14 protein-coding genes and 1 pseudogene are annotated in these 22833 nt (G+C 44.8%); 9 read left to right on the top strand and 6 right to left on the bottom strand.

All coding sequences use genetic code 11. The annotated features are described in order from the left end of the window. Positions 1-107: 107 nt before the first annotated feature. From ATB76_RS18560 to ATB76_RS18525, 8 genes are all read left to right on the top strand, one after another. Complete coding sequence (locus tag ATB76_RS18560; RefSeq protein WP_081094939.1) at positions 108-1148, top strand: glycosyltransferase family 2 protein; 1041 nt, start codon at positions 108-110, stop codon at positions 1146-1148. A 2-nt stretch (positions 1149-1150) separates the two neighbouring features. Then, on the top strand, positions 1151-2557 hold the full coding sequence (locus ATB76_RS18555; RefSeq protein ID WP_045422371.1) for a glycosyltransferase family 39 protein: 1407 nt from the start codon (positions 1151-1153) through the stop codon (positions 2555-2557). 4 nt (positions 2558-2561) lie between these two features. Continuing rightward, the gene (locus ATB76_RS18550) at positions 2562-2948 is read left to right on the top strand and encodes a GtrA family protein (RefSeq protein WP_061035893.1); all 387 of its coding nucleotides are present in this window, start codon (positions 2562-2564) and stop codon (positions 2946-2948) included. A 389-nt stretch (positions 2949-3337) separates the two neighbouring features. After that, positions 3338-5434: a methyl-accepting chemotaxis protein gene (locus ATB76_RS18545; protein WP_061035892.1), complete on the top strand. Its 2097-nt coding sequence runs from the start codon at positions 3338-3340 to the stop codon at positions 5432-5434. A 552-nt stretch (positions 5435-5986) separates the two neighbouring features. Further along, complete coding sequence (locus ATB76_RS18540; protein ID WP_061035891.1) at positions 5987-6655, top strand: PAS domain-containing protein; 669 nt, start codon at positions 5987-5989, stop codon at positions 6653-6655. 24 nt (positions 6656-6679) lie between these two features. Further along, positions 6680-7063 carry a RidA family protein gene (locus tag ATB76_RS18535; RefSeq protein ID WP_061035890.1) on the top strand — a complete coding sequence of 128 codons (384 nt, stop codon included), beginning with the start codon at positions 6680-6682 and terminating at the stop codon, positions 7061-7063. Between the two features lie 40 nt (positions 7064-7103). Continuing rightward, the gene (locus tag ATB76_RS18530) at positions 7104-8510 is read left to right on the top strand and encodes a cation:dicarboxylase symporter family transporter (RefSeq protein ID WP_038880547.1); all 1407 of its coding nucleotides are present in this window, start codon (positions 7104-7106) and stop codon (positions 8508-8510) included. A 76-nt stretch (positions 8511-8586) separates the two neighbouring features. Next, positions 8587-9909, top strand: a complete 1323-nt coding sequence (locus tag ATB76_RS18525; protein ID WP_061035889.1) for a CoA-disulfide reductase — start codon at positions 8587-8589, stop codon at positions 9907-9909. Between the two features lie 78 nt (positions 9910-9987). On the opposite strand, the pseudogene ATB76_RS18520 reads toward ATB76_RS18525, so the two are convergent. The 6 genes and pseudogenes from ATB76_RS18520 to ATB76_RS18495 form a co-directional block, all read right to left on the bottom strand. Beyond that, positions 9988-10936 (bottom strand): annotated as a pseudogene (locus tag ATB76_RS18520) (hypothetical protein). Between the two features lie 3 nt (positions 10937-10939). Beyond that, the gene (locus ATB76_RS18515; RefSeq protein ID WP_061035888.1) at positions 10940-11884 is read right to left on the bottom strand and encodes a hypothetical protein; all 945 of its coding nucleotides are present in this window, start codon (positions 11882-11884) and stop codon (positions 10940-10942) included. Positions 11885-11887: 3 nt separating this feature from the next. Continuing rightward, the gene (locus ATB76_RS18510) at positions 11888-12835 is read right to left on the bottom strand and encodes a hypothetical protein (RefSeq protein ID WP_061035887.1); all 948 of its coding nucleotides are present in this window, start codon (positions 12833-12835) and stop codon (positions 11888-11890) included. A 3-nt stretch (positions 12836-12838) separates the two neighbouring features. Further along, entirely contained in the window at positions 12839-16360 is a 3522-nt protein-coding gene (locus ATB76_RS18505; RefSeq protein ID WP_061035886.1) for a T6SS effector BTH_I2691 family protein, read from the bottom strand. Positions 16361-16740: 380 nt separating this feature from the next. Then, entirely contained in the window at positions 16741-17223 is a 483-nt protein-coding gene (locus ATB76_RS18500) for a hypothetical protein (protein ID WP_038880541.1), read from the bottom strand. Between the two features lie 308 nt (positions 17224-17531). Continuing rightward, complete coding sequence (locus tag ATB76_RS18495) at positions 17532-19895, bottom strand: YgiQ family radical SAM protein (RefSeq protein WP_038880538.1); 2364 nt, start codon at positions 19893-19895, stop codon at positions 17532-17534. 409 nt (positions 19896-20304) lie between these two features. On the opposite strand from ATB76_RS18495, the gene ATB76_RS18490 reads away from it, so the two are divergent. Then, positions 20305-22761, top strand: coding sequence for an EAL domain-containing protein (locus ATB76_RS18490; protein ID WP_061035885.1), 2457 nt, complete (start codon positions 20305-20307; stop codon positions 22759-22761). Positions 22762-22833: the final 72 nt, after the last annotated feature.

The following is a 22833-nucleotide window of genomic DNA, read 5'->3' as shown; positions in this document are numbered from 1 at the left end:
TTAACCGAACATTATTCACTAAGAACGTGAAAAAGATGTCAACAACATCTCTTTCACATTGATGTTTGTAGACTGGATTCATTCATCGGATTTAGTGGAAGAGTAGCATGTCAACCTTCAACATTCACGCTGCAGCCTTTTCAAAGGTGAGCCAAAACACTGAGCCTAAAACAGTTTTGTCTGTTGTGGTGCCATTCTTTAACGAGCAAGAAGTCTTGCCTGAATTTCATCGTCGTTTAGCCGCCGTTTTGGATGAAATGCCAGAACGCTGCGAAATCGTTTATGTCGACGATGGCAGCAAAGACGACAGCCTAATGATCGCGCAAAGCTTTTCTCAATCTTCTAGCGACGTTCGTTGTATTGCATTAAGCCGTAACTTCGGCAAAGAGTCCGCCATGAGTGCGGGTTTGGAACACTGCCAAGGTGAAGCGGTGATCGTGATTGATGCCGACTTGCAAGATCCGCCGGAGCTGATTCCGCAAATGGTATCAAAATGGCGTGAAGGGTATGACGTGGTGAATATGCAGCGCAGTGAACGCTACGGTGAAACTTGGTTCAAACGCTTTTCGGCCGCTTGCTTTTACAAAGTGCTTAACAGCATGGCGAAATTGGATGTGCCGGAGAACGTGGGCGATTTCCGTCTACTGAGCGCAAAAGTGGTCAAACACATCAATGCGCTGCCAGAGCGTAACCGATACATGAAAGGCATTTTTTCTTGGCCTGGTTTCAAGCAAGTGACGGTGCAGTTTGAGCGTGATGCTCGTTTCTGCGGCGAAACCAAGTGGAACTACCTCAAGCTGATTGGCCTTGCAATGGACGGCATTACCTCGTTTTCCATTCGCCCTTTGCGCTTAGCGACACTTGCTGGTGCCTTAGTGGCGGTCAGTGCTTTTATTTATGGTGCATTCATTGTGATGAAAACCGTTGTGTTTGGTGAGCCTGTCACTGGCTACCCATCCATGATGGTCGTCCAACTTGCATTGGGCGGTGTGCAATTGCTGTCGATTGGCCTTTTAGGCGAATACATTGGCCGCATTTTTGTCGAGACCAAGCAACGTCCTCTTTATCTTGTTCAGTCTGTTTATGAGCAGCCTGCAAAACATCAATCCATCCAAACCATGAAGTTTAAACTGGGAGAAACCGCGTAATCATGAGTATTAATAAAACCCATCTGTGGTTGTTGTTGGCGTTTGCTCTTTTACTCCGTCTTATTTCACTTGCCGCTTACCCTTTGATGGACACCACAGAAGCCCGCTACGGCGAAATGGCGCGCTTAATGGTGGAAACCGGCAATTGGCTTACCCCACAGTTTGATTACGGCGTGCCTTTTTGGGGGAAACCACCCCTATTCACGTGGATGAGTGCTTACGGCATTGAGCTGTTTGGATTGAATGAATTTGCAGTGCGCGCGCCTCATTGGTTAGCGGGTGTTGCGACGATTGTTTTTGTTGCTTTCATGGCGTATCGCGCGGGCTTTAATGCAGTCATCGCAGCGTTGGTACTGGCGACGTGTGGCATCTTTTCAATTGCGGCGGGTGCGGTGATGACCGACATGGCACTGACGTTGGCAATGACGATGGCGATGGTTGGTTTTTACTATTGCTGGCTTGGCAAAGACAAACACAGCCGATTGTGGGGTTACCTCGGTTTCTTTGGTTTGGCTTGTGGGTTGTTGGCAAAAGGTCCCGTAGCGATAGTGATCATGGGCATCGCAGTATTTCCTTGGCTTGTGATTCAGCATGGTTTCTTTGGCGCTTTTAAAGCCTTGTGGCAGCGGTTTCCTATCGTATCGGGTTTGGCGCTTATGCTGGCGGTTGCTCTGCCTTGGTACATCATGGCAGAAATGGCAACGCCGGGCTTTATTGATTACTTTATTGTTGGTGAGCACTTTAAGCGTTTTGTTGTCAGCGGTTGGGAAGGGGACCTGTATGGCTCTGCTCATGATCAACCACGTGGGATGATCTGGGTATTCTGGCTGCAGTCGGCTGCGCCTTGGTCAATTGTATTGCCTATCTTGGCGTGGAAACGTCGTAAGGTACTCAAAGCCATTGAGACTGATCATCAAGGCCTATTTAGCTTCCTGATGTGTTGGCTGATTTCCCCAATGATCTTGTTCACCATGGCTGGGAATATTTTGCCTGCTTACGTACTACCGGGTGTGCCTGCATTGGGTATCTTGATTGCGATGCTGGTGGATAAACACGATTTTAAATGGTTGACCGGAACGGCAGCGGTGTTACCAGCTTTGCTTATGATTGCGATGTTGGTTTTGAATATGGGTAAAGCAGACAGCCGCAGCGACCGCATAATCTTCGCGCAAATTAATGACAACGCTCCGGTGTTTTACATTGGTAAGCGCCCGTTCTCAGGCCAGTTCTATAGTCATGGTCAGGCGAAAAAGCTTGAAGATAAGAATGACTTAAATAATCTGAAGAAATTCCACCTGATTGGTAAATCGCAGCAAGTGGATAGCATGATTCATGAAAATGCGTTGAGTTGTACCAACGAGTTCACAGCAAAATCGAAACGCTCACTCTACACCTGTGTGATTGGGTAACGGAATGCACAAATTAATCAGGTTTGCTCTGGTTGGTGGTGTCGGCTTTATAGTCGACACCCTTATCTTTTCGCTGTTGTTCCATTGGTTTGGTCTGGAGCTGATGCTGGCTCGTGGGATAGCATTTTTGTTTGCGGCAACCACGACTTGGCTTGGCAATCGCTGGCTGACTTTCTCTCAAGCAGAAAAAACCGATCCGTTTGCTCAATGGCAAAAGTTTATGGTGAGTGCTTGTATTAGTGCAGTGCCGAACTTTGCGGCTTTCAAAGGTTTGACGCTTATGTTTGGGACTCAAAACTATATGGTGTACGTCGCGTTGGTTTTCGGAATATTGGTAGGCATGATGAGTAACTACTTACTCAGTACAAAATGGGTATTTAGCGAATATTGATCCTAGCTTATTTGCTTTAACACTGAATAACTGCATTAAAAACAGGGAGATGAAGAAAATTAAATGTGACTCAAGTCACGGTTTGGCTAATCTAATACTCAGTATAGGAGAGTGAATAGCTATGGGTACTTTCGTATAAGATTCATCTTGAATGTTGATTTTAAATTCTATAAATACAATGACTTAATTATCGATTCTCTAGGTTTTATTTATTGTGGGGCTCATGCACTTAAAATATAAAACTGGCCTCATACGTAACCCTGTTAATAAGTTTGATCTTTCCATTCTCTTTCTATTCATATCTTGACGTCTTCTGTTCACCTCTGTTGTTTAAAATCCATGAAATTTCAGAAAATAATGCCAATCTATCATCAGTTACAGAGGTGACTATGTTTAACAGTATACGTACGCGAATCGCAGTCAGTGCGGGCGGTGCCATGGCCTTCACCTTATTGATTGCAATGGGTATGACAACCAACGCATTTACTGACGTGAACAAGCAAGTGAACGAGAAAGTAAAAGCGCAATTGACGGATGCGACTAGCACCGATTTGCAAAATACCGCGATTCAGCAGGGGTTGGATATTGCTAACCAACTTGATCCTGTATTGGCAAACTTAAAACAAGTACGTTCGATCATTGAGTTGAGTGCAGAAACCAACGCAAGCGCAGACCTTATTGTTAAACAGTTTACTGCCGCGCTAGAAGCACAGAATAAAGCCGTATTTGCGGGCTACATGGTTTGGCAAGACAAAACGTGGCCAGAACAAGTGACGTTTAATCCAGAAGAGGGTTTTAACAGCCAAGGCTATCTGGCGCCTTTCTTCTCGCCAAATGACCAAAATAGCTTTGATGCAGTGGCGATGGAGAGCTTTAGCAACACGGAGCTAAATAGCAGTGGTGAACGTAAAGACGATTGGCATTTAATGCCTTATGAAACGGGTAAAACGTTCGTCATGGAGCCGTACTTTTATCCTGTACGTGGTAAGCAAGAGCTGATCACAACGATCAGTCAACCAATCAAACAAGGTGGCAAAATCATCGGTTCTCTTGGGTTTGATCTGTCTCTTTATGAACTACAAAGCCAGAGCGAGCAATCTGCACGTAACTTGTTTGATGGCAAAGGTAAAATCCTCATCACATCATGGAAGGGCATCACCCTAGCGAACAGCCGCGCTGCTGATATGGTCGGTAAGAAGGTCTCTTCTGAACTGGCCTCTGAATGGTCTAACATCCAATCTATTGCAAAACGTCAAGGCGCTGGTCTTGTGACCTTTGGCGGTGATGAATATGCGATTACTTCTATCGATACGAGTGACGCTCCATGGGTAGTCATGGTGTCGGTTCCCAGTAGCCACCTTGCAAGAAGCGTCGATGACTACGCGCAATGGAGTGATGAACAGAATTCAAAAGCGCTTGAAAAAGGTGTGTGGGCGGGGATCATCGCTGCTCTTCTAGGCATTGCCTCGATGTCTTTGATCGCGAACTCTCTGGGTAAAGTACTAAACAATCTGGTTGAGCGTTTTAAAGATGCCGCGCAAGGTGAAGGTGACTTAACTTACCGTATCGAAGTGAAAGGTAAAGATGAAACTGCGCAATTGGCACATTGGTTCAATACTTTCCTATCGCGTATGCAAGAGATGCTGCTGACCGTGATGGTGACTGCTGATCAAGTCGATAAGAATGCGACCGAAGGTCAAACGCGTGCAGCGGCTTCTCGCGATCAATTGAATACGCAAGTAAATGAGGTGAACTCATTAGCGACGGCCATCAATGAAATGAGTGCAACCGCGCAAGAAGTGGCGAACTCTGCGGTCCAAGCGGCAGCGGCGGCGAGCCAAGTACAAAGCAACAGTCTAAATGGTATGACTCGCATGGACAATGCTGCGAGTGCGGTAGATAGCTTGGCAATGCAAGTCAACGATGCGCAGCAACAAACACAAAACCTAGTGGATTCCAGCACGGCGATTCAAGGTATTTTGAGCGAGATTGGTGGCATTGCAGAGCAAACCAATCTGCTGGCTCTGAACGCGGCTATTGAAGCTGCACGTGCAGGTGAAGCGGGTCGAGGCTTTGCGGTGGTTGCCGATGAGGTTCGTAACCTTGCAAATCGTACTCAAGGATCAACTGAAGAGATTCGTACGATGCTGGCCCGTCTAGAACAAGAAACTCAATCAATTGTGGTCTTGATGGAACAAAGCCAAAAGCAAGCTAATGATACTAAAGGTGAAACGCAAGCTGCCCATTTAGCGCTGTCTGAAATCAACCAAGCGATTGAAGTCATCAATGATATGAACAACCAAATCGCCTCGGCAGCAGAAGAGCAAAGCTCAGTATCGGAAGAGATTAACCGTAACGTCGTGATCATCAATGACACGGCGGTAGAGGTGATGGATACGATGACCTCTTCAGTTGAAATCAGTAACGAGTTGACGGTAAAAGCCAGCGATCTTCACGGCGAACTGAGTAAGTTCAAGCTGTCTTAATCGTCTCTTTTATTGAGTCTCCCTTACAAGCCGAGTGCATTATACGCTCGGCTTTTTTGTTGGTGCCAATAACACTAACCCAAACAATTCAATTCAACTTTTTCTTCTTTCGTTGCGTCTTTTTGAAAATGCCTTCGTCTTAAAGGCATGGAACGGAATTAAGTGATGTACGCATGGTGATTTTTTATTCATCTAATGCCTTGTTGAGAGTGCTGTAATTGACGTCGATTTTATAAATCAAGTTGCGCTTCAAATTGATTATTACCGTACGCGATTTTTACTGCTTTTAAGAACTTGTTCTAGATCATTAAAGTGTTCAAAAATGCAATCTTTGATTTTAAATATTTAAACTTTGATGTGGTTTAAGAAATTAAACCTGACTCATATGTTTTTGGTGATCTTGTTCAACTATTGTGCGTGATTTCGATCAATTCTTGGCAATTTGTTGGTGTTTTGAGCGTATTTTTTAGGTTTACAGAAGTTTACTCTGTATTGCTGAACTCACTCGAAAGGAGTAGTTTGCAGTCATTGAGTTCAAAAATGTAAACCGAGATGATGAGTGTAAAGCAAGTTCGATTCACCGACGAAGACAGAGAATGTTTAAGCAACTACTTTCGTTTGGCAGACACGGTTGCCGATTTGATCGGACCGTACTGTGAAGTGGTTATTCATTCATTTGAAAGCCTAGAAAATTCAGTCGTGAAGATCGTGAATGGCCATCATACCGGGCGTGAAATTGGCTCGCCAATCACCGATTTGGGCTTACGTATGTGGAGCACATTCGAGAAAACGGGCGAAGTCTCTCCGAAGAGCTATTTCACCAATGCTGCCGATGGCTCGCTACTAAAATCAACCACGTGCATTTTGGCGGGCCCAGAGCAAAAGCCGATTGGCATGCTGTGCATCAACATGAACTTATCCTTCCCATTCCCAGAAATCGTTAAAACGCTTATGCCGCAGTGCAATGTGTCTCAAACCTTAGTCAGTGAGACGTTTAGCAAAAATGCCAATGAGGTCATTCAAAAAGCCTTGAGCGCTGCGATCACAGAGGTGGAGCAAGACGAGACGATTTCTTGCAAAGGCCGTAACAAAGCCATCATTCGTTGTCTGTTTGATAACGGCGTATTTGAGCTAAAAGAGACGACCACACAAGTATCAGAGCAGCTTGGGATCAGCCGTCAGGCGGTTTACAAGTTTATCCGTGAATTTAAATCAGAATAAAATTAATAACTTAGGAGTTACATCGTGAAACAGATCATTGTCACTGAACAAGCACCTGCCGCTATCGGCCCTTACTCACAAGGTACGGCTTATGGCGACATGGTTTACACATCAGGTCAACTACCACTGATTCCAGAAACCATGCAGTTTGTTGAAGGCGGCATCAAAGAGCAGGCACGTCAGTCTCTTGAGAATTTAAAAGCGGTTCTAGAAGCAAGCGGTGCAGGCCTAGACACAGTATTGAAGACGACATGCTTCCTATCAGACATGGAAAACTTCGCCGCATTTAACGAAGTGTACACAGAGGTATTTGGTACAGAAAACGCACCAGCTCGCTCTTGCGTTGAAGCAGCAAGACTACCAAAAGACGCATTGGTTGAAGTTGAAGCCATTGCATACAAAAAGTAACCGATTTTCGGACATAAATGGGTATCAATAGGAGATTCTCATGAGCGTTTCATTTATTGGATTGAGCATCCTGTTCTTTGGGTTCTACGCATTACTTGCGAACTTCAAAAAACAAAAGAAAAGCTTTAACTTCCGCGTACTGAGTGCGCTTGCTGCTGGTCTGTTATTCGGCGGAGCGATTCAGCTTGTATTCGGTGTGGGCAACGTGGCAACCGCAGGCTTTGCTGAACTGATTTCCGTGTTCGGTAAAGGCTACATCAAGCTTCTACAAATGATTGTAATCCCACTAGTATTTGTGGCGATGATCTCTTCGATCATGAACGTAGAAGGCGGTGGTGCGCTATCGCGTATCGCACCAAAAATCATCGGTATTCTACTTTTCACTTGTGCAATCTCAGCAGCCGTTGGTATCGCAAGTATTTACCTATTCGGTATCGATGCAAACGCACTAGTCAGTACAATCGGTACGAATGGTGCGATTGAAGCTCGTGGTGATGCATTAGTAGCAACGCAAGATGCAATGGCGAACAGCGGTTTGTCTGGTATGGCGCTATCTATCATTCCAGCTAACATTTTCGACATGCTAACGGGTTCTGAGCGTACTTCAACACTATCAACAGTATTGTTCGGTATGTTCCTTGGTTACTGTATCCTGCAAGTGAAAAACCGTAAGCCTGAGAAAGTGCAAAACTTCGTTGATTTCATTAACTCTGCAAAAGAAGTCGTACTTTCAATGGTACGTGAGATCCTGAAGCTGACGCCTTACGGTGTATTCGCTCTGATGACCACGTTCATGATGACAAACGATTTGTTCGCACTAGCAGAAATGGGTCGCTTCCTACTAGCAAGCTACGTGGCAATCGGTGTAATGTTCGCTATCCACTTCGTGATGGTGTCTATGTTCGGTCTGTCTCCTGCGAAGTTCATGAAGAAAATCTGGCCAGTGCTTGTATTTGGCTTCGGTTCTCGCTCAAGCATGGCGGCAATCCCACTAAACGTTGAAACTCAAACTCAACGTCTAGGTGTGGACGAAGAAACAGCAAACATGTCAGCAACGTTCGGTACCAGTATCGGTCAGAACGGCTGTGCAGGTATCTACCCAGCAATGCTCGCTATCATGGCAGCTCAAGTAATGGGTATGCCAGTTGACCTAGGCTTCATCCTACAACTGATTGCTGTCATCGCGATTGCTTCATTCGGTATCGCAGGTGTTGGTGGCGGTGCAACGTTCGCAGCAGTAGCGGTACTGACTATCATGGGTCTAGACATTACGGTTGTGGCGATTCTGGTTTCTATCGAAGCGCTTATCGACATGGCTCGTACCGCGCTTAACATCTCTGGCTCAATGTTGTCAGGTGTACTAACCGCGAAGAAGAATGGCTCACTAAACACTGAGCAATACAATGCTGACGTTACTGCAACAGTAACAAAAGAAGCAGCAGTGTAATTTCCAAACTTAATAAAGAGCACCCAACGCGGGTGCTCTCCGTTTTTCCTGAGTTCAGGTTATTTAGGTAATAGATATGAAAGTTGTTGTCGTAGGCGGTAGCGCTGCAGGTATGAGTTTCGCAGCGAAATACAAACGTAATCAGCCATCAGATGAAGTGATTGTGCTGGATAAGCGCGATTACATCTCGTTCGGTGCGTGTGGTTTACCTTACTTTGCTGGTGGCATGTTTGATGACACCGAGCGCATGATTTCTCGTACGCCAGAACAAGCGATTAAATCTGGCTTGGACGTGCGTATTGAAACCGAAATGGTGGCACTAGACCGCACAGAAAAGCAGATTAAAGTTCGTCACCAAGGGGAAGAAAGCACCATCGATTACGATATGTTGGTGATTGCCACGGGTGCGCGCCCAATCGTGCCATCGTTCGGTGAGTTCAACCCAGAGCATGTATACACGCTAACCAGCATGGAAGATGGTTTGGCAGTAAAAGAAGCGCTTAAGGACAGCAACAAACAACGCATTTGCGTTATCGGCGGTGGTTTTATCGGGCTAGAAGTGTTCGATGCCGCACACTTACTAGGTAAGCACGTCACCATCATCGAGCGTGAACAACACGTGATGAGTCGTCAGTTCAGCCCTGAAATGATTGAGGTGGTAGAAAGCGCGATTCGTGAATCTGGCGCTGAGCTTAAAACCGGTTGCAGCGTATCAGCCATTCGCGACGCAGAGCAAGGCGGTTACATCGTAGAAACCGACAACGGCAATATTGAAGCAGACGTTGTGATCATGTCACTTGGTTTCAAACCAAACACAGAAGCATTCGAGTTACCAAAAGCAGCGAACGGCGCATTGCTAGTGGATGAGTTTGGCGCAACAGAAGATGCGCACATTTACGCTGTTGGCGACTGTGCCGTGGTTCACCATATGGCGCTAGGCAAATCAGTGTATGTTCCACTGGCAACCACAGCCAACAAGCAAGCGCGCATGATGGCTGACAAACTTGCAGGCAAAGACACTTACATGAGTGGTTTCTTGGGCTCGTCTTGCTTGAAAGTGTTAGATTACGAACTGGCATGCACAGGCGTATCGGAACTTCTAGCTAAAGAACACGATTTGGAAGTGAAGACATCAACCATTTCAGATAAGAACCAGACCGACTACTACCCAGGTCAAGAAGACATTAAAGTGAAGCTGGTTTACCACTCAGAAACCAATGTACTGCTTGGTGGCGAAATCGTGGGTAAGAAGGGTGCTGTAGGCCGAATCAATGCACTCGCTGTTGCCATCACTGCGAAGATGACAACACAGCAACTAGGCTACATGGACTTCTGCTACGCACCACCATTCGCACGTACTTGGGATGCACTAAACGTTGCAGGTAACGTAGCGAAATAAGTTAGCTGTCCACGTAAATCAAACAAAACAAAAGGGCTCCAGAGTAATCTCTGGAGCCCTTTTTCATGCTTGTTTGAACTATGAAGCGGGAGTGGCTTGCTGTTCACCAGCCGCTTTTAAGCGTTCGATTTCAGATTCTGTTTGCCACTTACCGTTGTAAAGGTACTCTCGCTCTGGGAGCGGGGCATTTGACGCCCTTAAATCAAATACCTCATCGGTTTGATATTCTTTACTACAAACCGGAATACTAAAGAGCCTTGATTCTGGCTTTGCTTCAAACAACTTTTTATGGTCATCGACCTCGGTACAATTCAGTTTGTAGACCTTTGACAGTTGCGCGACCATGGATTCTAAATCTGCTTCAGTTTTAAAGAAAACGTAACAATCGAATCGATCTTGTGAGCGAAAGATAGTCTTATGAGCAGTATCTTGGTATTCGCACCTATCATACTTAAAATAGAATTGGAGTACTTTTCTTATTGTAATCAGCAAAGAGCCAATCTTCTCGCTCTCCAACTCTCACTTCTGTTGGTTCATCAGGCTGGCGTTTTAACATACCGAATGAGAATAAAATAAGAGCACCAGCTCCCGCTAACGCCATTGGACCAACCAGTGCTACCATCACCACACACACCACCGCGCCAATCCAGCCAACAGCTTGCGTGGCGGTATTTACCCATTTAGGCATATTGCGACGCTTTTTCATCACAAAGCCTTTGCTAGAAAAAATATAGTCATAGCGATAGTCGAGGCCAATCGTAAGGTAAAAGGCTCCAGACACCATCACCGACAAAATAAAAGAAAAAATAGTTACGCCAACCATGTCACTCGTGTGTATAAACAAAGTTAATAGGAATGGGGCGATCACAAATGGAAGCGCAAAAAGTTTAAAGTAATAGCGAAATGGTTCCTCTACATCATACTTATGCCATGTTCTGACATTATCGCCTGCGAGTATTTCTTGCTCTTGCGCCTCTTGATAAACTGCCAATTCTTCTGGGGTGACGTAAAATGGTGAATATGCCAAGGGTTACTCCTTGGCTGTCGTTAGTTCAGGTTTTGATTGCTCGATTTCAGATTCAGTTTGCCATTTTCCGTTGTAGAGGTATTTACACTCTGGGAGTGGCGCCTTCGCACCCCTTAAATCAAACACTTCATTGGTAGGGTATTCTCGATAACAAGCAGGAGTCGTAAAAAGTCTAGGTTCAGGCTTCGCTTCAAACAGCTTTTTATGATCATTGACCTCTTTACAATCCAGTTTGTAGATATTTGAAAGTTGTGTGACCATGGATTCTAAGTCCGCTTCATTTTTAAAGAAAATGTAACAATAGAATCGCCCCTGTGAGCGAAAAGTAACCTCCTGAGCAGTATCTTGGTATTCGCACCTGTCATACTTAAAAAAGAACTTAATTACTTTTCTTTTCTTATTGTAATCAGCAAAGAGCCAGTCTTCTCGTTCTCCAACTCTCACTTCTGTTGGTTCATCAGGCTTGCGTTTAAGCATACCAAATGAAAGCAAAATAAAGGCACCTGCTCCCGCTAATGCCATCGGACCAACCAGTGCTACCATCACCACACACACCACCGCGCCAATCCAGCCAACAGCTTGCGTAGCGGTATTTACCCATTTAGGCATATTGCGACGCTTTTTCATCACAAAGCCTTTATCTGAAAAAATGTAGTCATAGCGATAATCGAGGCCAATCGTAAGGTAAAAGACTCCGGCCATCATCACTGCCAAAATGAAGGCAAAAATGGTTGCACCAAGCGTATCACTTGTATGTATAAAAAAAACCATTAGGAATGGTGCGATCACAAATGGAAGCGCAGTTAACTTGTAATGGTAGCGAAAAGGCTCCTCTACATCATACTTATGCCATGTTGTTAAATTGTCCCCTGTGAGAATTTCTTGTTCTTGCGCTTCTTGATAAACCGCCAATTCTTCTGGGGTGATATAAAACGGTGAATATGCCAAGGGTTACTCCTTGGCTGTCGTTAGTTCAGATTTAGATTTTTCAATCTCAGATTCGGTTTGCCACTTGCCGTTGTATATACGTCGCCATTCAGGAAGTAGGGCGTTTTTAGCTCTCAGGTCAAAAGTATCGGCTACCGGAAATTCAAGACTGCGAGAGGGGATATCTTCAATTCGAGGTTCAGGTCTTCCTTCAAAAAACGCTTTATGGTCTGGAAAATCAATACATTCAATGCCGTACTTGTATGAAAGGGTTTCTAGCATTGCGTCTAGGTCTTGAACAGTATTAAAGAATAAGTAGCTATAACCACGAGTTTGAGCTCTGAAGACGGTGTGCTTCTCTAGATTCCATTTAGAACACTCGTCATACTTGTGGTAGAAGCGAATCACTTTACGCTTTTTGTTGTAGTAGGCGAACAGCCAATCCTCACGTTCGCCTACTTTAATTTCGGCTACTTCATCTGGTTGGCGTTTAAGCATTTTAAAGGAAACCAATATAAATGCGCCAGCGCCTGCTAGCGCCATTGGACCAACAAGTATTACCATTAATATACATACGATAGCACCAACCCAACCTACAGCTTGCGCGAAAGTATTTACCCATTTTGGTGTATTTCTACGTTTTTTTACTACGAAGCCGTTATCAGAAAAAATATAGCTATAAAGATAATCGCGAGCGAACATCCAATAACTAATTGAATAAGTTAGTAAAGTAATGCCAAAAGATACAAGGCCTTTAGCCCAACTCCCATCCCAAAAACCAAGGAAGTAATACAAGAAAAGTACTGGGAGCATTGCAACTAAAGAGTAACCGAGATAAAGATATCTAGATGACTCCTCAATATCGTATATTTCCCATGTTTGTACGTTCTTACTCTTTCGGATATCTTGCTCTTTAGCTTCTTGATAAGCATAAAGCTCTTCCGGAGTTATATAAAAGGGTAGGTAAGCCAATGGTTACTCCTGTAAGCCTAAAGCGCCAACGACTGGGGTTAGCAACTTCTGAATCGTTATTTGTTTCGTATTGTCGGAGATTGCCGTGTAAGTTGCACGTTGTTTTATACTGTTTTGGAAGCAGTACTTACGACTATTTGGTGTGTCTTCTTCCAATTCATATCCAATTTTGAGAGCAAAGTACTGATTAGACTCTTCGATAGGTAACTCTAATTTGTATATCACCTGACTTTTCGCATCTTCATTTATCGGCTGAAGTGTTTCCAAATCGACATTTATATGCCAGGAACCTGACATTAGCTCCTCTTCAGAGGCTTGAGTGTTGGTTTGCAGTTTTATCCCTTTATGCGCGACACTTTTCGGTATTTGAATATGTACTTCTAATCCTATTAATTCGCGATGAGTGTATTGAGGGTAAGCGTGAATGCGCTCGATTGGCTTTTGAGCAACTAAAGGTTGCTGGATAATCGAATCTAGCTCAAACAGTGCATTTTGAACTAAAGAACTGTTGTGTTTTTCTCTTTCAATCAACGTTGGAGAGTGACTCCAATGTGACCTATCTGGGTGATAGCCCCAGGGTAGCTTGTCTAGCCACTTCTGGTAGTCGTCTTGCTTTAGCTTACTTAGTGCCGCATTTACTAATAAATATGTAACGGTTAGAGCAACCAATGCTGCCATTACCGGAGCTCCAAAAAGTATGTTGGAAGAGAGGGTTCCAGTTGTAGCGCCGCCAAGCTGCATTATACTTATTGCGCTAGTAAATCCGAGCGTATAGGTATTAATTGTTTGTAAAACGAGTTCTCTTCCATGCACATGTTCTTCTTGTTGTAATGATCTATAGGCTTCAATTCCTGAGGCTAAGGCTCCTAATGCGCCGGTGATAGCAAGCCATTTATTGAATACTTTTAAGTCATCAAGTACCAAAGTTTCAAAACCATGAACCTGATCCGAAACTAAATATTTTAGCGTTTTGACGGAGTGAGCTCTTAGTTTGTCATTCCCTTTTACGTTGTCCCAAAACTTCCCAGTACGAATGCCCGTCCAAGCTCCGGCAGTGTAAAAAAGCTTTTGTTGAATATCTAAGAAATCATCTTGAGACATGAGCCCTGTTTCTTGAATACTGTTCATTGCATCAGCAAGTGCGAGGCAGTTAAAAATCAGAGCTAAGAAGCCTAAACCACCCACATCTTCAAACCGTTTCTTAAGGTTGTTTAATCTGTTATCCCATATGTCTTTACGCATTTGAATTGTTGCCTCAAGTACGTCATCTGGAAGTTCTATGTACTGTGGGTATTCCAACGTCGCAACGGCTAAGCTTTTTTGAAGGTGCCGCTGTTGCTGGAGAGCCTTCTTATACTGCATGTTTGATATAGTTTTATCACCCTTGTTGAAGGCTGCTAAAACTTCCTTGTTTTGGTTCGATGCGATGAGTTTTTCATCATGATTGGATTTCCAAGAACCAAAATTTTGTGCGTAGCCTTTGTTGATATTGATTGGAGTATCTATCGACAAACGCTCAACAATGGCAGCTCTTAGGTAAAAACTTGTTCGGGTGAGCGGTTTTGACAATAGAGATATCATTAAGATAGACGCTTGGGCTGTTAGGCTAACGCCAACCTCTATTACCCCCTTCAATAAAGCGCTGTTAGTTGCTTTGAATATGCTATCTAGCTCATCGAATCCTTTTGCTATATCTCTTAGAAACTCGGTTTCTGCAGTATTTGGGTTAGAAATAAAGTCCATTACTTTTGCATACATACCCACACGGTTACTTGCTGCCGAAACGTAGTCCATAAACTGTTTGTCTGAGCTTTCAGTGTCTGGAACAATTTTGGCGACGTCTACTTCACCTACCTGATTTGAAACTCGTTCAGGAATTAACTTCTCCACTTGTTTAAAGAGACTACGACTAAACCCGGAAGTGTAGAGTGCGAGTAAGCTGGTTGGTTTCTCCCATTGGCTTTCTGCCCATTGGCGGTCTTCTTCTTGTACCACCAAAGTAAATGACTCAACGGCTTGTTTATGGAGTTGATACAAGCTGTACTGCGTATCTTCGCTGTATAGGTCGAAGGTTCTCTCGAGATGATGCGGTGTCAAAGATTCCATTACAGCGATAAAGTCGCTTTTTACCGAGACAACTTTGGCTAGCATGGTTTCTTTTTGTTCTGACAGCTCTTGCATCTCGCTCAGCATTTGCCTCCAGTTGAGCTGCTTACGCCAGCGTTCAGTCGCTATCCATTGTTCGTATTTACCAAATCGGTTTGCAGAAATCCGATATTTGTCCTGTATTGCTTTGGCAATGTCACTTTGGGTATGTTGGTGTGATTCAATCGCTCCAGCGGAAAATTTAGCAGGATAGCCTGATTGAACTGAGCTTTTATTCTGCTCTGCCAAATCAAGTTGGTTAGAGGAATCATAATACTCAGCCATGTCGGTATAAAACGACAGCTCTTCGCCGTTACGCTTAACGCTAGCTGGCATGTCTATCTCGTCACTTGCTCCGAACATGCACAGTTGCATGGCAGTCTGCATCAAGTTCCACTGGTTTGAAAACTGGTCAATGAACAGGCGGTAGGGACTTGCAGCGCCAACAAAATGCAGCGACATATCTTGAATTTCTGCGGCGTAATCTTTTATCGCGACGAAGTAGCCCGACTCTTCTTCTGGAATCGCAGAGGTTAAGTCACTCTCGGCTGCGACAGGTTTAAAGGTAGAACCATCTTCGTCAGCTTTGGTAGCGATGCCAGAATCTGCAAAGCGCCCATCATCGACAGCAGAAGATTCAATATCAGCCACTTGAGTTAACTTATCTATCGGTGCAATGTTGTGCTGATTCTCGTTTGCAGACAGAACAACAGTCTGCATGCGATCGATATGATTACTCGGATTGTTAAGGACGCGCATGAACATGTTCCATGTCCAACGGTGTTCAGAGTAACAAATCGACAGCACGCTCCCATCTTCGTAAGTAAGAAAAGGTTTTGCCCCTTCTGGTGTTCCACGCTGTTCGGATTCTGGGCTTTCTGACTCTCCCAGCTTGTAGAGCGTGAATTGCGTTCCTTTGATTTCGTATTCGTCTAGGCTTTTGTTGATTGCATCATAGACATACAACCAACCATCGCGAAGCTGACGCAGGGTGTAGCCAACGGTATTGAGTTTGGCTGGGCCTTGGCCTTTCCATTCATCAGGCAAACCAAAAGGTTGTGTTTCTTCTGTTTCTAGCTGATCGATGGCGTAGCGAACAGGGATGAAGTGTGCCGGTAAAGCCTCTGTTGGTTCTTTCTCGGTTTTTAAATTGAGAGGTTCTGGTTCAGACGGCGGTGGCGGATCGATTTTTTTGGTTTCTCCCTCCCAAAACATACTGCGCTCTGGAGGCGAGCCAGCCATATCATCGGATGCGGTGGTTGGAACGGTATTCAGAGATTTCAACGTGCCATCGCTTTCAAATGCCTGAACAGCTTCTTCGTGGGTATAGCTGTTGTCGTGCCAAAACATCGAAGTTTTTGGAGGAAGTGGATTACTCATCGTCGGCCTATGTTTAAGAGTTTTACTCCATTAGGCAAATATCGCACCAAAATAAAACGACTAAAAATCAGTAGGTTATTTCTTGCATGATTCTGCTTTAACCAAAAAGTTGTTTGTTTTTCCAAGAAGTTGGTTGGCGCATACCATTTTTTGTATCGATAGGGCTTAAGTTTGAGTTAGGGCTTAATTGTGAGTTGTTATCGGGACAGTTAGAGCTGCATACAAAACAAAAAGGCCCCGGAGTTACCTCTGGAGCCTCTCTAGTATCTGTTTCTAGGATGATTTTTGGGGAAGCTGATGGCTTTAAAAGGGAATATGAAGTTTAGAGCATCAGTTTTATTACCATCGATTACTGTAGGGGAGCTTAGCCCCAAAATCGCTTAGTAGTTTCTGGTCATGAGACCAAGAATCGAAGCGCTATTCTCACCAAAATGCAAAGTGACGGACTTCGTTTCTCCTTGAGCGAATTTATCATCCTGCTCAATCGAAGAAGGAGATAAGTACACTTGGCCACCAAAGTACGCTTTGATTTGAGATGTTTTGAGCTTAATACCACCGCCTGAGTTGTTGGTGATAACGGCTTGAATCATACGCTTGCCAGAAGGGCTGCTGAATATGTCGTAGCTCTCTATCGAGAAGTAACTGTAAGAAGGCATATCTTTACTGTGTTTGGGTTCCGGCACAAAGGTTGAACCAGAAACCGATCTCACGAATTGCATGGTGTCTTGCGATTGAGAGAGGCTATCTTGGATATCGCCAATTTTGTTTTTAATGTTATCAATGTCATCTTTGCTTTCCGCATTCGCACTCGAGGCGAAGGCACACAACAGCATTAAGGTGGTTACATAGTTCTTGTTTGACATACTTAGACTTCCTGTTTTAATTATGCGAAACACAGTAAAATTGATTTAGATCAATTATGTCAATGTTGCGTCAATTCAGTAATTTGTATTCCTGCGCTCATGTACATGACTAGATATCACGTGCTGGCTTACCTTAATCCGATTATAGGAAGGGATACTCGGATGCTCTAGAAAGGCGGTTCTCTGAGGGGGTAGTTTCTAGTGTGAAGTTCTTAATGGCATCGCAGTGATAGTCACAAACGAAAGACAAAACAAAAGGGCTCCAGAGTTACCTCAGAAGCCCTTTTTTCTATTCAAGCTCTATTGAATTAACGGCGCTTAGGTTTGCGTTGACCCGCTGGTTTGCCTTGTCCTTGAGGACGACCTTGACCTTGTGAACCTGCACCGTTTGAGCGGCTTTGGTTGTTGCTACCAGGACGTGATCCCGTATTAGGACGCTGACCGTTTTGGTTGCCACGACCTTGGCCGTTTTGACCACCTTGCGCTTTACCTGAACCGTTGCGGTTGCCAGATGGCTTGCCGTCGCGAGAGCCGCCTTCAGAGCGTTTATTCAAGTGACCACCGAAACCCGGTTGGTTCTTGGTGTGTTTGGTCGCAAAACGGTTTGCACCGTGACGACCAGACTTACGACGCTGTGCTGGAGTTTGCGCATCAATGTCTTCTGCTGGAACCAAACAGTTCGGTTTATCACCAATCAGGTGTTTTTTACCCATGTTGATCAGCGCTTCGCGGATCATTGGCCAGTTCGCTGGATCGTGGTAGCGAAGTAGGGCTTTGTGTAGGCGACGCTGACGTTCACCTTTCGCCACTGGTACATCTTCACGTTGTTTGTACTTCACGCGTTTCAGAGGGTTTGTCTCTGAGTAGTACATCGACGTTGCGTTACACATTGGCGATGGGTAGAAGTTCTGTACTTGGTCACATTCGAAGTTGTTCTTCTTAAGCCATAGTGCCAAGTTCAGCATGTCTTCGTCTTCTGTACCTGGGTGTGCTGAGATGAAGTAAGGGATCAGGTATTGTTTTTTACCTGCTTCCGCGCTGTACTTCTCGAACATCTCTTTAAAGCGGTCGTACGTACCCATGCCCGGCTTCATCATCAGATCCAGTGGACCTTTTTCTGTATGTTCAGGTGCAATCTTTAAGTAACCGCCGACGTGGTGCGTCACAAGCTCTTTCACGTACTCTGGTGATTCAATCGCGAGGTCGTAACGTACGCCAGATGCGATCATAACTTTCTTCACACCTTCCACTTTACGCGCTGCACGGTAAAGATCGATGGTGTGTTTGTGGTCGGTATTCAGTTTGTTACAGATACCCGGGAACACACAAGAAGGGCGACGACAGTTTGCTTCTGCTTTTGGATCGCTACAGCCAAGACGGTACATGTTTGCTGTAGGACCACCCAAGTCAGAGATCGTGCCAGTAAAGCCAGGCACTTTGTCGCGGATCTCTTCCAACTCATTGATGATGGATTCTTGTGAACGGTTTTGGATAATACGGCCTTCGTGCTCGGTAATCGAACAGAAAGAACAGCCACCAAAACAGCCACGCATGATGTTAACCGAAGTTTTGATCATGTCGTAAGCAGGGATCTTTGCCTTGCCATACATAGGATGAGGAACACGCGCGTACGATAGGCCGAATACGTAATCCATTTCCTCTGTAGTCAAAGGGATTGGCGCTTGGTTCACCCAAAGCTCACGGTCACCATGACGTTGCAATAGAGCACGACCCGAGTATGGGTTGGTTTCTAAGTGCAGCACACGGCTTGCATGCGCATAAAGAATGCGGTCGTTGTGCAGTTTTTCGAAGGCTGGTAGGCGCACCGCTGTGTTCGCTGCATCATGACGTGATGGGCGAATAGTGATTGGCTGTGCAACAGGCTCTTCTTTTTTGGTATCGCACTGAGTTTCCACTTCGTAAGGGTTCTTTGGTACGAACGCTTCTTTACGAGGTTTCTCAATACGAGAAGAATCAATAACGGTGTAACCTTCTGGTTCGGCTGGCAGGTTAACCGCAGTACCGCGAATGTTGGTCATGGTCGAGATGTCTTCGCCATCAGCAAGACGGTGCGCGACTTCTACGAGGGCACGCTCAGCGTTACCAAAAAGAAGAATGTCTGCTTTTGCATCGAACAGAACAGAGCGACGAACTTTGTCTGACCAATAATCGTAGTGAGCAACACGACGCAAGCTGGCTTCGATACCACCAAGAACAATAGGTGTGCCTTTGTAGGCTTCACGACAACGCTGTGAGTACACCAAGGTTGCACGATCTGGACGCTTGCCGCCTTCATTGTTTGGAGTGTAAGCATCATCGTGACGAAGCTTTTTGTCCGCCGTGTAACGGTTGATCATGGAGTCCATGTTACCCGCAGTGATCCCGAAGAACAGATTTGGCTTACCAAGCTGCATGAAAGCGTCTTTGTTGTTCCATTCTGGTTGAGCAATGATACCGACACGGAATCCTTGTGCTTCCAACAGACGACCAATGATTGCCATACCAAAGCTTGGGTGGTCCACGTACGCGTCACCCGTGACAATGATAATGTCACAACTATCCCATCCTAGGGCGTCCATTTCTTTGCGGCTGGTCGGCAAGAAAGGTGCCGTACCAAAACACTCAGCCCAGTATTTTTTGTACTCATGAATAGGAGTAATGTCGTTGGTCATATTTTGCTCTCTGTTCCAGGGAGCGCGAATTATAGCGATTTGATGATCAGGTATCTATACCCAAGTGATTATATAAAGCTTAGTTCGACTAGATTTATTTGGAGATGAAAATCACTCTCAATTCCATCGCTGACTTTTACGCCATTATGTCCTTCAATCCCTTATGGTTATTGAGTTTTTTAACCTTGTAAAAATTAGCAATAAGCAATGGTGTGCTTATCGAATTCTGTTCCTATAATTGTATTAGTGCATACTAAAATACACGCGCTTGTTGACTGAAACGCGCCGTAAACATCGTTGATGTTTCAAATGGTATTGACCGATTTGCAATCAAAAAACTACAGCAAACAATCGTCATACATGGGTGGCGCTCTCAAAGTCTTAAGCCGATACAATAGGGGGCTAGGTTATGAGTGAAATGCTATCCGTAGCACAAGGAGAAGTGCAGCCTGCGTCCGGTCATTCTCAAGTGATCGAGTGGTCTTATGATATAGAGACACATGAGTTTGAATGTGACCAGCAAAGCATGATGTCTGTTTTGGGCTTAAAACAGACAGTGAATAGTTTGGATGACGTTTTTCAATACATGTTGCTTGGTCAGGGTGACAGCGCGAAGCAACACATCTTAGATGTAGAACAAAATGGTGGGCATGGTAAGTTTTCTGGTTGCCTGATGCTAGATAATGATCGACTCGTGCATGTAGCGTTGAGCTTTGAGCGTCTTAACGGTCATATCGTGCAAGGTGCCATCATCCCGCAATTGAGTATTACCGGGTGCGAAGAGTTAGCCAAAATTCTGGAAACCATTTTCAATTTACCCAACGTAGGCGTTTTGGTCGCCGATCAAGACACTCGCATATTAGGCTGCAACCCAGCGTTCGAGCAGCAAATGGGTTATGACAACCGTGACCTTGTCGGTCTGAAAACCCATATTTTAAGTTCTGAACATCATAGTAAAGCGTTTTACGAACAGATCTGGCAAGACATTGATACTGAAGGCTTTTGGAGTGGTAACCTTCTTAGTCGTACCGTGAATGGGAGTAACCAAGCGCATCATCTTTGCATTTATCGGTTAGTGTTCAATTCTGGTCGTACGCTTTACCTCGGTTTTTCTACCGATATTTCTGCCTCATTATTGTGGATGAAAAAGGCCAGTGACCAACCTCAACAGTGGACTACTTTTCTTCCCCCTCGCGAAGAGTTTGAACAACAGTTAGCACGATTAGTGGATGAAAATAGCCACAAAGATCTCAATATCATCGTGACAATTAGACCGAAATTCTCACAGCAGTCCCTGCTTGAGCAGCAGTTAGGTTTTTCCGATTTTGTGATGCGAAGTCGCCACGCCAGTATTGCGGGTCAGTTGTCGCGGGACGTATTTGTAGTGTGTTTGCAAACGCCTCGATGCCAATGGTTAAGCCCACTGCGTCTTATTCAGATTGCGTTACGAGGCTTTTTTTCGGAATTAAGAAGTGAGTTGGGATCAAGTATGCATGATGCAATAGTAGAAGGACAAACTGGTGTATCGGTGCTCGGTTACGATACTGATAATCCAAAACAAGCACTGGTGCATGCAGCGCAAGCGATGGTTTCCTCTCCGAGTGGAGGCCAGAACTACTTCAGTTTTTATAATAGTGAACTGCATGATGAGCTCGTCAAGCGTCATCATCTCGAAGCCTTTCTAAGAACACAAATTGAGAGCCAACTTGTTGATGTCTATTATCAGCCGATCATTGAAACACGTACGGGCAAAGTGGTGAAGTTCGAAGCGTTAGCGCGTTTCTATCATCAGAATAAAACCTATGATACCCAAGAGATGATCGCAGTTGTCGAGGATTTAGAGTTGATTGCTGCGTTGGATGATCTCGTTTGCCGCACAGCACTCAAGCAACTTCCTCATATCCAGAAAGTTTATGGAGAAGAAATAGGATTAACGTTGAATCGTTCACTGAATACCAAGTTGGATGCGCTGCAAGTTTTGCAAAGTTCCTATGATTTGATTGCTGGAAGTGGTGTTGATCCGAATCGAATCACTATCGAACTCACGGAAACTGCGTATTTTGAACAAGATAAAGAGCATACCCTTGCTTTGAGTGAACTGCGTGACAAGGGCATCAAGATCGCTATTGATGATTTTGGTACTGGCTACTCTTCCTTTTCTTACCTTGAAGAAGGGCAGTTTGATCTGCTCAAAATAGATCGAAAATTTATCAGAGGTATCGAAGAAGGGAGCACTCGTTACAACATCGTCAAAATGATCACTGAGTTAGCACACAAGCTTGGCGTGAAAGTGGTTGCTGAAGGGGTTGAGTCGCAACAAGAACTAACAGAGCTTGCAGACCTTGGTGTTGATTTTATGCAGGGTTTTTTGTTTTCTCAAGCGGTACCTGTGGTGCTACTGGACAAGCCACAGTGTCACAAAAAGCACTTTAACAACGTGAAAGTAAAACCGACGCAAGATGCACCACTAATGTCTCTCAGCCATATCGATGTTCGTCGACTTGATCCGGGGGAGCCATTGTCACTCGCCGTTGAGTACATGAACTTGAGCCCGACGGCGCCTTTGGTGGTCATTAATGAAAAGCAATGCGTTGGTCTGATTACTAAAGCTCAAATCAACTTGCACTTAACACCAACGATGGGGACTGATTTGGAATCGGAACGTGAAAATAGGATTTGGAAGCGACCAGTGAATCAAATCATGAGTACAGAGTTTGAGCTGGTGGATGCGAACTTGCCTGTCTCGACCGTTCGAGAGCTAGTGACAGCAGGAACGGCCTTTCCATGGATACTTTGTGATTCACAAAATCAGTACCGTGGTTTGTTAACTCAAGAAGATGCGTTGAGTTATCTGGCAAAGAGCTAGTATTAGTTGCATCGCTCTTTTATATGGGCAGTGTTGGGGACTGGTAAAAGTGCTCAATGCTGCTTTCATTCA

The organism is Vibrio sp. MOR3 (assembly GCF_001557775.1).
Taxonomy (GTDB): domain Bacteria; phylum Pseudomonadota; class Gammaproteobacteria; order Enterobacterales; family Vibrionaceae; genus Vibrio; species Vibrio jasicida.
This window is presented reverse-complemented; position numbering and strand designations above follow the sequence as displayed.

Coding starts and splice junctions, on each gene's coding strand:
- ATB76_RS18560 (WP_081094939.1), top strand. CDS start 108: ATGTCAACCTTCAACATTCACGCTGCAGCCTTTTCAAAGGTGAGCCAA.
- ATB76_RS18540 (WP_061035891.1), top strand. CDS start 5,987: ATGATGAGTGTAAAGCAAGTTCGATTCACCGACGAAGACAGAGAATGT.
- ATB76_RS18530 (WP_038880547.1), top strand. CDS start 7,104: ATGAGCGTTTCATTTATTGGATTGAGCATCCTGTTCTTTGGGTTCTAC.
- ATB76_RS18550 (WP_061035893.1), top strand. CDS start 2,562: ATGCACAAATTAATCAGGTTTGCTCTGGTTGGTGGTGTCGGCTTTATA.
- ATB76_RS18495 (WP_038880538.1), bottom strand. CDS start 19,895: ATGACCAACGACATTACTCCTATTCATGAGTACAAAAAATACTGGGCT.
- ATB76_RS18525 (WP_061035889.1), top strand. CDS start 8,587: ATGAAAGTTGTTGTCGTAGGCGGTAGCGCTGCAGGTATGAGTTTCGCA.
- ATB76_RS18500 (WP_038880541.1), bottom strand. CDS start 17,223: ATGTCAAACAAGAACTATGTAACCACCTTAATGCTGTTGTGTGCCTTC.
- ATB76_RS18490 (WP_061035885.1), top strand. CDS start 20,305: ATGAGTGAAATGCTATCCGTAGCACAAGGAGAAGTGCAGCCTGCGTCC.
- ATB76_RS18505 (WP_061035886.1), bottom strand. CDS start 16,360: ATGAGTAATCCACTTCCTCCAAAAACTTCGATGTTTTGGCACGACAAC.
- ATB76_RS18555 (WP_045422371.1), top strand. CDS start 1,151: ATGAGTATTAATAAAACCCATCTGTGGTTGTTGTTGGCGTTTGCTCTT.
- ATB76_RS18545 (WP_061035892.1), top strand. CDS start 3,338: ATGTTTAACAGTATACGTACGCGAATCGCAGTCAGTGCGGGCGGTGCC.